The sequence below is a fragment of the Tistrella bauzanensis genome (assembly GCF_014636235.1).
Taxonomy (GTDB): Bacteria; Pseudomonadota; Alphaproteobacteria; order Tistrellales; family Tistrellaceae; genus Tistrella; species Tistrella bauzanensis.
Window position 1 is genome coordinate 1 of the sequence record NZ_BMDZ01000040.1, and the last position, 12,502, is coordinate 12,502.

The window sequence follows — 12,502 nt, forward strand, 5'->3', positions numbered from 1 at the left end:
CCCTCAGGTCCGCGATCATTGAATCGAACTCCTGACCGTTTGGGAATCCCCTATGAGTCAGGACTCACGAGATTTGGTATTATCGCTTCTTGGGGCCTCTCATGCACGACGCCACCAGCCCACGCCCACAGCTCAGGCTCGCCATAGCGCCTGGTGTGGCCTCTTCGAACCTAGCTGCATTGCTTGCCCTGCAGCGCGCGGAGGAGCCCGAAGTTTTTATGGAATTTAATGAGGTTACGACGAGCGATCTCATTACAGGCCTCTACAAACGGCGCTTCGACGTCGGCCTTTCTCTGAAGCAGGTGAGCGATTCTTCGCTGAAGAGTCTTTCTCTTTGGTTTGAGGCGACAGCTCTTGCCACGCCGCTGGGATACCCACTGCTCCGGCAGCAGTCAATCAGAATAGACGAACTTAAGGAGCACTCCGTGTTTCGATGGAAGGCCGAATATTCTCCTTCGCTGGACCAGTACCTGTCCTCCATGTCATCAACGGAAAGGCCGAATGTCCAGCATGTCAGTTCTTTTGAGATGTTGTTGCTCTGGGTCGCAGCTGGATATGGCGTAGGGATTTCTTCGCGATCACGCATCGAAACCGCTAGCCAGTGCGGAATCTGCACGCGTCCAATAGCCGATGGCCCCTACGAGGTCATTACGCACCTGCAGCGACTCTCGGGACAGACGAATCTTGTAGCTGATCGATTTGAGCTTAGAGCCTTGCGAGTTGCCGAGGCGCGTAAAGCATGACAGCCACGTGCGGTGCCCGCCCTTGCCGGTGGATTTGCAGTGGATGCCGGTTCGGGCCAAGGCGCCGTCCAGACGCATCAATTCATCCTGGAAACTGACCTTGATCAATTCAACTCCCCACAACTTCCAATAGTATGTCCACATGATCGGCTTAAGGCGCCTTCTCGCAAGATGGAGCCGCTGGATTACCAGCGGCCTAGTCGTAACCTTGCTTTTCTCGCAGGTTGCGATGGCGATGTACGTCTGTCCCAAGCCAGACCCGAGGGCATCTGTGGAAACCACGCAAATGCGTGCCACGATCTCGATGCAGCAGGCTGACAAGTTGCCAATGTCGGATTGCACCGGCATGCCTGATTCCATGGACAGCGAAGCGCCACAGTTGTGCCACGCTCATTGCAGTGGCGATCGGGAGTCGGCGCTTTCATGGCAGGGGCTGGACATTCAGTTTCTCGCGGCGCACGTGATGTGGCTCGCCAACTCGCTGCCCGGGTTGGTTCTCGACCGGGTAGCCCTCAGGCGGCACGTTACCTACATTCCTCCCAATCCCCGCGCGGGCTTTCCGCCGATCTACCTCACGTTCCAAGTCCTGCGGAATTGATTTATGTGTCCGTGCTCGCCGCGCACCGATGCGGCAGACCACGTGATTTCGTGAACACCAATTCCGAGGACAACCATGTTTACTCCCTTTTTTGGCGCCCCCGAGGGATGCTCTGAACAATTCCTCGGCGACAATAGCGCAAGGTTCGACGGATGACGACGATGCAGCTGAGCTTCGGGGACGCGGAACACACGGGCAAGCGGAAGAAGACGCGACGCGAGATCTTCCTGGCGGAGATGGAGCAGGTTGTGCCGTGGAACGCATTGCTGGCGCTGATCGCACCGCACTACCCGAAGATGGGCCAGCGTGGCCGGCAGCCGTACGCGCTGGCGACGATGCTGCGCATCCACTTCCTGCAGCAGTGGTACGCGCTCAGTGACCCGGCCATGGAAGAGGCGCTGTACGACACGGCGGTGATGCGCCGCTTCGCCCGCCTCAGCGGGCTGGACAACATTCCGGACGAGACCACGATCTTCAGCTTCCGCCGGCTGCTGGAGACGCATGATCTGGCGCCGCAGCTCCTGGAGCGCGTGAACGCGCACCTGGCGCGCAAGGGCCAGAGCTTGAAGGCCGGCACGATCGTGGACGCCACGATCATCGCGGCGCCGAGTTCGACCAAGAACAGGGACGGCAAGCGCGATCCGGAGATGCACCAGACGAAGAAGGGCAACCAGTGGCACTTCGGGATGAAGGCGCACATTGGCGTGGACGAGGAGTCGGGCCTGGTGCACCACGTGGAGTGCACGGCGGCGAACGTCAACGACGTGACGCAGGTGCACAAGCTGCTGCACGGCAAGGAAGACACAATCTGCGGCGACAGCGGCTACACGGGCGCGGACAAGCGCGAGGAGCTGCAAGGCGTGGAGGCTGCGTTCTGGATCGCGGAGAAGCCGTCGAAGCTTCGTGCGATGAAGAACAAGCGTGATCGCAAATACGCCGAACGCTGGGAGCACTTCAAGGCCAGCCTGCGGGCGAAGGTGGAGCATCCGTTCCGAGTGGTGAAGCGGCAGTTCGGTTACACCAAGGTGCGCTATCGCGGGTTGGCGAAGAACACGGCGCAGGTGTTGACGCTGTTCGCGCTGTCGAATCTGTGGATGGCGCGGCGACGTCTGTTGCTGCCGACGGGGTAAATCCGTCTGTTGGACGGGGAAAGCCGTCGAAAAGCGTCAGAAACGGCGCAAAATCCATCATATCGAGGTCGACTTGGCGCCTTGACGCTGAAATCCAAGCATCAGAGCGCTTTGATCAGACCTTCCCGAGGGGCGCCCGTCAGCGTACGGCCGAGGCACAACGCCGGCCTCGATGCGATTGCATCGTCTGAAAGCTATCAGCATCGCGTTGGCAGGCAGTGCGCTTGTTTCGCCTGTGGCCTACGCCCTCGATTTTGCTGAGGCACGCCTTATCGCGGAGCAGCAGAGCCCGCGCATAAGCGCGCAGCAGTTGCAGGTCAACGTCGCCGAATCCGTGCAGAAGGCAGCAGGCTCGCTGCCCGACCCCAAGCTCTCGCTCGGCATCGAAAACTATCCCATCAGCGGCATGGATCGCTGGAGCATGACGCGCGAATCCATGACGATGCAGCGCCTGGCGCTCATGCAGGAAGTGCCCAACAGGGCCAAGCGCGACGCCCAGGTCGCCAGTGCGCAGGCGCGTGTGGATCGAGAGCGCGCGGCGCTGGTTTTGCAGCGATTGCAGATCCGCCAGGAACTCAGCCTGGCGTGGATCGCCGCGCAGGCGGTGGAGCAACGGGAGATACTGCTGACGGAACTGCTCGCGGAGAACCAGCGCCTGCAAGACAGTCTCCCCGCTCGCGTCGCCGGCGGCACGGCCCAGACTGGCGACCTGTTGGTCGCGCAACAGGAGGCGCTGACACTCACGGACCGCCGTGACGATCTACAGCGGGACCGGGCCAAGGCCAGGGCCGCATTGCGGCGCTGGGTGGGCTCCAGGGCCGACGAAGCACTGCAAGGCGATCCAGGCCCGCTCACTCACCCCGTCGCGCAACTGCGCACAGAACTGGCGAATCACGCGGAGCTTGAACTCTATCCGGCGATGCAAAGCATGGCCCGGGCCGAGTCCCGCGAAGCCCAATCAGAGACCCGCGGCGATTGGGCCTGGGAGATTGCCTATAGCCGGCGGGATCGCCGATGGGGCGACATGGTGTCATTCCAGGTGACATTCGATCTGCCATGGCAGAAGGATCGACGCCAAGTGCCCATGATCGAGGCAAAACGGCACGAGTTGGAGCGTCTGGACGCCGAACGCGAAGACGTGGCGCGGCGTCATTTGCAGGAGCTGGACGACAGCGCCGCCGAACTCCAAGCGTTGAACAGCCAGATCGACCGCCTGCAGACCGCAGGCTTGCAGCTGGTACGGAACCGAGCGGCGCTTGCGTTGAGCAACTACCGATCCGCCAAGGGGGACCTGAGCGCTGTGCTCAGTGCACGCGCCCAGGTACTGGAGACGCGCATGCGTCTGATCGACCTCGGAGCGCAGCGCGACAGCCTCGTCGCCCGACTGAACAGCCTGATCGCGGACTGAGTGGAGACCCTCGCCATGAACACCTCTTCGAGAAACATCCTTGCCGGCTTGACGCTGATTGCTGCCGGTATTGCCGTTGGATGGAGCGTCGCCCAATGGCGCGCCGGCCACCTCAGCGGCTCCCCCGCTGCCACCATTGCAAGTGCTCCGACCGAGCGCAAGGTGCTGTATTGGTACGACCCGATGGTGCCGGCCCAGAAGTTCGACAAGCCCGGCAAATCGCCCTACATGGACATGGCGTTGATGCCGAAGTACGCAGATGAAGACACTCAGGACAGCACGGGCCTGAGCGTGTCGGCGCAAGCGGTGCAAGCCCTGGGCCTGCGTACAACCGAAGTCGTGCAAGGCAAGATCGGCGCAGATGTGAACGTCGTGGGCACCGTGCTGCTCAACGACCGCGACGTCAGCATCGTGCAGGCGCGGACCGCTGGCTTCGTCGAGCGTGTCTACGCACGGGCTGCGGGCGACGTGATCGCAGCAGGGGCACCGCTGCCTGACCTATTGCTGCCGGAGTGGATCGCCGCACAGCGCGAGTTTCTCTCGGTTCGCGCGATGGGCGACGCACCGTTGACCGCAGCTGCCCGCCAACGGCTGCTGCTGCTCGGCATGCCGCAAGCCCTGATCGCCCAGGTGGAGCGCACAGGCGAGCCCAAGGGGCTGTACACGGTCACAACACCTCAAGGCGGCTTGGTGGCCGAACTGATGGTGCGTCAGGGCATGACGGTTTCCGCCGGGGAAAGCCTGGCCCGGGTGAATGGCTTGGCCACGGTGTGGATCGAAGCGGCTGTCCCCGAAGCACAAAGCGGGCCATTGCAGGTCGGCCAAACGGCGCAGGTCCGGCTGGCGGCGTTTCCCGGTGAAGTGCTCCAGGCGCGCATCGTGAGCATCCTGCCCGAAGCCAACCGCGACACCCGTACGGTGCGAGTGCGGCTTGAAATGGCCAATCCCGGCCAGCGCCTGAAGGCCGGCATGTCCGGCCAGATCGCGCTCAAAGGCAACGAACAGCCCGCGCTGCTTGTTCCCAGCGAGGCGGTCATCCGCACCGGCAAGCGCGCACTGGCCTATGTGGTCGATGGACCCGGCAAGTTCCATCCCGTGGAGGTCCAGGTGGGCGCGGAGGTAGGCGATCAACTGGTGGTCAACGGCGGGCTCGCGGCGGGACAGCAGGTGGTGGCCTCGGCGCAGTTCCTGATCGATTCGGAAGCCAGCCTGCGGGGCGTGCTGCCTGCAGGTGCCGCGGCGTCCGCGCCTGCATCGCCGCACAACGGGCACGGCACCTCGTCGCCACCGGCCGCGGCCACCAACGCTTTCGTGGTGCGCGGCGTGATCGAGGAGATGTCGCCCACCGAGCTGACGCTGGCGCACGAGGCCGTGCCAGCCCTCCAATGGCCGGCCATGACCATGGGCTTCAAGCTGAGCAGCCCGCAGCTCGCCGCGGGTCTTTCGGTTCGGCAGCAGGTGCGATTCACCTTCTCCAAGCAAGGTGAGGACTACGTGATCACCGCCATCGAAAAGGTGCAGCCATGATCGCCAAACTGATTCGATGGTCGGTGGCCAATCGCTTCCTGGTGCTGCTGGCCACCGCCATGCTCACGGCATGGGGCGTGTGGGGCGTTCGCAGCACGCCCGTGGATGCGCTGCCGGACTTGTCAGACGTGCAGGTCATCATTCGCACCAACTACCCAGGACAGGCGCCGCAGATCGTCGAGAACCAGGTCACCTACCCGTTGGCCACCACCATGCTGTCGGTGCCAGGGGCCAAGACCGTGCGCGGCTTCTCGTTCTTTGGCGACTCGTTCGTCTATGTCTTGTTCGAGGACGGAACCGACCTGTACTGGGCCCGCTCACGGGTACTGGAATACCTGAACCAGGTCCAGGGCCGATTGCCCGCCACGGCGAAGCCGGCCCTGGGTCCGGACGCCACAGGCGTCGGCTGGATCTTCCAGTACGCGCTCGTGGATCGCACGGGCAAGAACGATCTGGCGCAACTGCGTGCGTTGCAGGACTGGTTCCTGAAGTTCGAACTCAAGAGCCTGCCCAACGTGGCCGAAGTGGCATCGGTGGGGGGCATGGTCAAGCAGTACCAGGTCGTGCTCGACCCGATCAAGTTGGCGTCCTATGGCCTCAGTCAGGCTCAAGTCCGCGATGCCCTGATGGGGGCCAACCAGGAGACCGGCGGCTCCGTCCTGGAATTGTCAGGCGCGGAGTACATGGTCCGCGCGAGCGGATACCTCAAGACCCTGGACGAGTTCCGGGAGATCCCCTTGACGGCACGCGGCGGTGTGCCGGTGCGGCTGGGGGATGTGGCGACGCTCCAGATAGGCCCGGAGATGCGGCGTGGCATTGCCGAACTCGACGGAGAAGGCGAGGTCGCCGGCGGCGTGGTGGTGCTGCGCTCCGGCAAGAATGCCCAGGAGACGATCGCTGCCGTCAAGGCCAAGCTCGCGGAGCTGCAGGGCAGCCTGCCGCCGGGCGTCGAGATCGTCACCAGCTACGACCGCAGCGCGCTGATCGAGCGGGCCATTCGCAATCTCACGACCAAGCTGGGCGAAGAGTTTCTGGTGGTGGCGCTGGTCTGCGCACTGTTCCTTTGGCATCTTCGTTCTGCGCTGGTGGCCATCATCTCGCTACCTCTGGGCGTGATGACGGCGTTCCTGGTCATGCGCTACCAGGGCATCAACGCCAACATCATGTCGCTGGGGGGGATTGCCATCGCCGTGGGGGCGATGGTGGATGCAGCGGTGGTGATGATCGAGAACGCCCACAAGAAGCTGGAGGCTTGGCAGCACGCGCACCCGGATCAACGACTGCAGGGCAAGGAACGGTGGGACGTGATCACACAGGCCGCAGAGGAAGTCGGTCCTGCGCTCTTCTTCTCGCTGCTCATCATCACGCTCTCGTTCATCCCGGTCTTCACCCTAGAAGCGCAGGAAGGCCGGCTGTTCGGCCCGCTGGCGTTCACCAAGACCTACGCGATGGCCGCGGCCGCAGGGCTGTCAGTGACGCTGATTCCCGTACTCATGGGCTACTGGATTCGCGGGCGTATCCCGGATGAGCAGAAGAACCCCATCACCCGCATCCTGATTGCAGCCTACCGGCCAGCACTGGAGTGGGTACTGCGCCGGCCTAAGGCGACGCTGCTGATCGCCGTGCTGGCCTTGGCGACCACGGCCTGGCCCTTGGCGCGGCTCGGCGGTGAGTTTCTGCCGAGGTTGGACGAAGGGGACCTGCTCTACATGCCCTCGGCCCTGCCGGGACTCTCGGCGCAGCGCGCCACGGAGTTGCTGCAGCTGAGCAACCGCATGATCAAGACCGTACCTGAAGTGGACAAGGTGTTCGGCAAGGCAGGACGGGCCGAAACTGCGACCGATCCGGCGCCCCTTGAGATGTTCGAGACCACGGTGAAGCTCAAGCCCAGGGAACAATGGCGTCCAGGCATGACGCCCGAGAAGCTCGTGGAAGAGCTGGATCGTGCCGTGAAGATCCCGGGCCTGTCCAATATCTGGATTCCCCCTATCCGCAATCGCATCGACATGCTGGCTACCGGCATCAAGAGCCCGATCGGGGTGAAGGTGACCGGCAACGACCTGGGCGTGATCGATCGCATCGCTGCAGAGGTCGAGCAGGTCGCCAAGGGCATTCCCGGCGTGACGTCATCCCTCGCGGAGCGCTTGACGGGCGGGCGCTACGTGGATGTTCAGATCGACCGCGTAGCCGCCGGTCGCTACGGCCTGAACATCGCCGATGTCCAGGCCGTCATCGCCGGCGCGGTGGGTGGCGAAAACGTCTCGGAAACGGTCGAGGGGCTTGCCCGCTTTCCGATCAATCTGCGCTACGCGCGAGAATGGCGTGATTCACCACAACGGCTGGCAGAACTACCCATCTTCACGCCGATGGGTCAGCAGATCACGTTGGGGACCGTGGCACGCATCGCGATCACCGATGGGCCGCCCATGCTCAAGAGCGAGAACGCACGGCCCTCCGGTTGGGTCTATGTCGATGTGCGCGGCCGTGATCTAGCCTCGGTGGCCAACGAACTGCGCGATGCCATCGGGCAGCAGGTCAAGCTGGAGCCGGGTGTGAGCATCACCTACTCCGGGCAGTTCGAATACATGGAGCGGGCCAATGCACGCCTGAAGGTTGTGGTGCCTGCCACCCTGTTGATCATCTTCGTTCTGTTGTACCTGACCTTCGCGCGTGTGGACGAAGCGGGCTTGATCATGGCGACCTTGCCCTTCGCGCTCACGGGGGGCATCTGGTTCCTGTACCTGCTGAACTACAACCTGTCCATCGCCACCGGCGTGGGATTCATCGCGCTGGCAGGTGTGGCGGCGGAGTTCGGCGTGGTGATGCTCATCTATCTGAAGCAGGCCTTGGCGGAACGTTGCCCCGATGGACGCGACCCGACGCGAGAAGAACTGCTCGATGCGATCCGGGAGGGTGCCGTGCTGCGCGTGCGGCCCAAGGCGATGACCGTCGCCGTCATCCTGGCGGGCCTGGTACCCATTGTCTGGAGCAGCGGTACGGGCTCGGAGGTCATGAGCCGCATCGCAGCCCCGATGCTTGGAGGGATGGTGACCGCTCCGTTGCTGTCGCTCTTCGTGATTCCGGCTGCCTACATGCTGATGCGTAAGCCGCGCTAACGTTGCAACGCGGCAGGGTCTCATAACCAAGGCCCTGCCGTTTCCGGTGCGGCCTATCGGCACCCGAGCGAATAACCATTCGACACATGCGCTTTAGCCGGCGTAAGAACTGGCCGAAGGCGCGGAGGCACGACTAACCGCTTGGCAGTGACGAGCCATATCAGGGAACAAAACCTGACCCCGGCCGTTCAGACAGAATCGTCAGCATTTCTATGACAGCCCGAACCTTGGGCTGCAGGTAACGCGATTGCGGCCACACTGCATGGATAGGCATCTCACCACCTGCCCAGTCCGGCAGCAAGGGGATCAAGCGCCCCTGCCGTATATCTTCGGCCACCAGCCATGTCGGCATCTGCATGATGCCGCAGCCGGCCAGACCCGCCGCCAACATTGCTTCACCATCACTGAATTCATGGCGCGGATAGATTTCCTGCCGACGTACGCGCTGGTCCGATACGCGGAGCAACCAAGTGGGTCTCTGCCGTCCCCGAGGACCAGTGATGCAGTCCCGATGCCTTACCCCATTACTTCTCGGTAATTACTGCGGCGCGCTCACTAATACGACCACTACATTCTGGGACGACGTAGGGGCTGACTCAGTCCGGTTGTAGGCGCTCAGAAGGCTATGGCCTTCAGGATGGCCGCACGCCTCATCGCGCCGCGCCGTATGCGCTGCGGACTGCAAAGGCCCGCATCCTGTAGCTCACTTCCGACGGCCAAAGCATCCATCTTTGGCCGTCGGCCAGCGTCAGGCACTTTCGAGCATTGCCGCATCATTTAGCAACCGTTGAATGCGCTGGCGAATCTCCTCTGGAATACCTTGCGCAGACGAATCAGGTCCGGGCCTGTTTGGCTGCTGCTGGGTGCCCGCGATGACCCGCACGACCATGCCCAAATTTCCGGGTGTCACGATGTCGATGGCCGCGCGATCACCCAGATCCGGGTGTACGCGGGTCAGCATCCGGTACAAGTCCCACGAATCCGCGTGCGGACACTGGTTCATGAGCACCTGGGCCAGTTTGTGGATACTTCCGGCGCCGGCGCCGGCGCACGCGTCGGGGGCGGTGGCACCTGCGACAGCCGCTGGAAGGTGATTCCCGCGTCGTTTGGCGTCACGACAATGGGGGTGACCACCACGGGCGGAGCCGAAGCCGCAGAAGTGCCTGCAACGATGGCGTCGGGGTTGTCCTCCCCTGCGATGGCTGGCACGCCCTCGATATGGATGGTGAGGTGGGCGCTGGCCGCTTCGACCTGGTCGGCCGCAAGCTTGACCGCGTGTCGCTTCTGTTTGCGATCGGTATGGGGGTTGATGCCCTTTGCCAGAAGCGCCCGGGCTTCGTCGCGCAAGGTGCGCGCTTCGCGCAAACCGATCTCGGGGTAGTTCCCCAGGGAGATGCGCTTTTGCTTGCCGAGCCAGTAATAGCGCAAATGCCACGACTTGCCGCCGGTGGGGGCGACCACCAGGCCGAGGCCATCGGTGTCGGGGATGCTGTACGTTTTCTCGGCGGCCTTGGCTTGCCGCACGGTCAGATCAGAGAGTGTCATCATCAAGCTCCTAAGTCTTGGACTTAGGCCCGATGCTGCTTGTCATCCCGATCCAACCCCAGCAACAACCCGGAACCGGCACCACCCGCATTCTTTGGCCTTGTTTTTGGCCTCAAAAACGCTGGCTGTCAGTGGGAAGGGATTCGAACCCTCGACCCCAACCTTGGCAAGGTTGTGCTCTACCCCTGAGCTACTCCCGCCCGCTCCATCCGGCAGCACCGCGCCGTCTGTGGGCGCGATAATATTCATCGCGACGCCGAGCGCAAGCGGTTTTTTTCATGAATGCGACAACACCGTGTCAGCCCCGCGCACCGCCACCGGATGCAGCGACGGGCGTGCGTTCAGGGCATCCTTGTCGAATCCCGCGATGTGCTTGTAATCGCCGATGATCCCGGTCAGTTCCGCCGCCGGCAGCACCGCATCGATCGCCGTGAACCCCTCCGGCGCCCGCTCTTCCACCAGTTGCATCACCTTCTCAGGCCCATTGGCGCGGTTGGCCAGCACGATGCGCGCGGTCGCCGGCCGCCGTTCCGCCTCATAGGCCGCCAGCACGGCATCGATATCGCCACCGCCGGCAGCAGCCCCCGCCAACCGCCAGACCAGCATGCGGGCGTCCAGGATCGCCTGCGAGGCGCCGTTCGAGCCGATCGGATACATCGGATGGGCGGCATCGCCCATCAGCGTCACCCGGCCATGGGTCCAGCCATTCAGCGGGTCGCGGTCGACCATCGGGAATTCGAACACCCGCACCGCCTGACGGATGATCGACGGCACGTCCAGCCAGCCGAAATCCCAGCCCGCGAACGCCGGCAGAAAATCGTCCAGCATGCCGGGGCGGTTCCAGTCCTCGCGTTCAAGCTTGCGGTCAGGCAGGTTCAACTCGGCGATCCAGTTGATCAGCGACCGCCCTTCCGCCGCCAGCGCCGGATCGATCGGATAGCAGACGAATTTCTGATCCTGATGGCCGGCCATCACCATGGTGCGGCCATCCAGATAAGGTGCTGCCTCGCTCACCCCCCGCCACAGGATGCGGCCGTTCCATTTCGGCAGGCCTTCATCCGGGTGGAACTGGGCGCGCACCGCCGAATGGATGCCATCGGCGGCGATGATCAGATCGGCGGTGTCGTGGCCGCGCGCAGCCCCCGTGGCGCGCGACACCAGATCGACCCGCGCCATGCCCTGCGCGTCGGTCGACACCCTGGCGGCCGCATGGTCGCACAGCACCCGGTCGGCCCCCAGCCGGGCACGGGCGACATCGAACAGCAGCATCTGCAGATGGCCGCGATGGATGGAATATTGCGGCCAGTGATAGCCGGCATCCAGGCCGCGGGCCTCGCGCCAGATCTCCTGGCCCAGCTTGTTGGTATAGATCAGCGCCGAGGTGGCAACGCCGATCCGGGCCATCTCGTCGGTCAGCCCCAACTCGGTCAACTCGCGCACCGCATGCGGCAGCAGGTTGATGCCCACCCCCAGCGGCCGCACCTCGGGCACAGCCTCGTACACCATGGTCTCGATGCCGGCCGCATGCAGGCTCAGCGCCGCGGTCAGGCCGCCGATTCCGGCGCCGATGATGATCACCTTCATGGCTGTCTTCGCTCCTTCCTCCCTCGGCTGCGATCGGGCCGTGCCGTCGCAGCATTCTCTCTGGCATTCGGGAACGGTATATCCAAAGATTGTCCGATATCATTACAATCCGCATTGACGACAATCATCGCTGCGCACTAATCTGACCGACGAGGGATGCAGAATGGGAGCAGACATGGCCGGTAGACGCCAGACCGCGTCACGGATTCTGCCACGTCCGGCGGGCCGCGGCGATGCCTTCGAGCAATGGCCGGCGGATGTCGAGTTCGGCGTCCTGCGCGAGTTGATGGGCTATGCGCTCAGGCGGGCGCAGATCGCCATCTATGAAGACTTCTTCGCCACGGTCGAGGATCTGGACATTACACCGCCGGTGTTTTCGTCGATGGTGCTGATCCGGAACAATCCCGGGCTGCGCCAGAGCCGCCTGGGGCGCATCGTCGGCATTGCCCGGTCGGGAACCATGACCCTGGTCGACCGGCTGGAACGTGCCGGGCTGGTCCAGCGGTTGAGCGTGCCGGGCGATCGCCGGGTCAATGAACTGGCACTGACCGGTCATGGCAACACCGTGCTGGATGAGTTGATCCGCCGCATCCGCGCCCATGACGACCGGGTGTCGGCCCGCCTGACCGACGACGAGAAGGTCACGCTGCGGGCATTGCTCGCCAAATTTTGACGCCGGAATCTGGTCTGACGCCAGCCACTGGCGATCGCGGACCAAAGCGGGAGACACATCCCGCATGTCCAGGCCCGCATGTCCAGGGAGGAGACCCGCCCCATGTCGAGGGCAAAGCCCTCGGCGCGCCAAGCGCGCGGCGAGGGGCGTGGTGTGCGGTCCGGCACGCCACCCACCA

Annotated in this window: 8 protein-coding genes, 1 tRNA gene and 2 pseudogenes; 7 read left to right on the forward strand and 4 right to left on the reverse strand. The window is 63.6% G+C overall.

Features of this window, described 5'->3' with window-relative positions:
• Positions 1-101 precede the first annotated feature (101 nt).
• From IEW15_RS15900 to IEW15_RS15925, 6 genes are all read left to right on the forward strand, one after another.
• Positions 102-743 (forward strand): LysR substrate-binding domain-containing protein, encoded by a 642-nt coding sequence (locus IEW15_RS15900; RefSeq protein WP_013391828.1) that lies wholly within the window; start codon positions 102-104, stop codon positions 741-743.
• 286 nt (positions 744-1,029) lie between these two features.
• Complete coding sequence (locus IEW15_RS15905; RefSeq protein WP_006226245.1) at positions 1,030-1,341, forward strand: hypothetical protein; 312 nt, start codon at positions 1,030-1,032, stop codon at positions 1,339-1,341.
• Positions 1,342-1,502: 161 nt separating this feature from the next.
• The gene (locus IEW15_RS15910; protein ID WP_016445093.1) at positions 1,503-2,471 is read left to right on the forward strand and encodes an IS5 family transposase; all 969 of its coding nucleotides are present in this window, start codon (positions 1,503-1,505) and stop codon (positions 2,469-2,471) included.
• Positions 2,472-2,643: 172 nt separating this feature from the next.
• A complete protein-coding gene (locus IEW15_RS15915) occupies positions 2,644-3,879 on the forward strand; it encodes a TolC family protein (RefSeq protein ID WP_013391831.1) in 1,236 nt (411 codons plus the stop codon).
• 15 nt (positions 3,880-3,894) lie between these two features.
• Positions 3,895-5,406 (forward strand): efflux RND transporter periplasmic adaptor subunit, encoded by a 1,512-nt coding sequence (locus IEW15_RS15920; RefSeq protein ID WP_013391832.1) that lies wholly within the window; start codon positions 3,895-3,897, stop codon positions 5,404-5,406.
• Positions 5,403-8,522 carry an efflux RND transporter permease subunit gene (locus IEW15_RS15925; protein ID WP_016445091.1) on the forward strand — a complete coding sequence of 1,040 codons (3,120 nt, stop codon included), beginning with the start codon at positions 5,403-5,405 and terminating at the stop codon, positions 8,520-8,522. Before IEW15_RS15920 ends, IEW15_RS15925 begins: the two co-directional genes overlap by 4 nt.
• 160 nt (positions 8,523-8,682) lie before the next feature.
• Here IEW15_RS15925 and IEW15_RS15930 read toward each other — a convergent pair.
• From IEW15_RS15930 to IEW15_RS15945, 4 genes and pseudogenes are all read right to left on the reverse strand, one after another.
• Positions 8,683-9,027 (reverse strand): annotated as a pseudogene (locus IEW15_RS15930) (LysR substrate-binding domain-containing protein); the annotation flags it as partial.
• Between the two features lie 243 nt (positions 9,028-9,270).
• Positions 9,271-10,067 (reverse strand): annotated as a pseudogene (locus IEW15_RS15935) (Arm DNA-binding domain-containing protein).
• Positions 10,068-10,193: 126 nt separating this feature from the next.
• Positions 10,194-10,271, reverse strand: a tRNA-Gly gene (locus IEW15_RS15940).
• 72 nt (positions 10,272-10,343) lie between these two features.
• Entirely contained in the window at positions 10,344-11,651 is a 1,308-nt protein-coding gene (locus IEW15_RS15945; protein ID WP_188579697.1) for a flavin-dependent oxidoreductase, read from the reverse strand.
• A 175-nt stretch (positions 11,652-11,826) separates the two neighbouring features.
• Here IEW15_RS15945 and IEW15_RS15950 point away from each other — a divergent pair, with 175 nt between their 5' ends.
• On the forward strand, positions 11,827-12,324 hold the full coding sequence (locus IEW15_RS15950) for a MarR family winged helix-turn-helix transcriptional regulator (protein ID WP_188579700.1): 498 nt from the start codon (positions 11,827-11,829) through the stop codon (positions 12,322-12,324).
• Positions 12,325-12,502 lie beyond the last annotated feature (178 nt).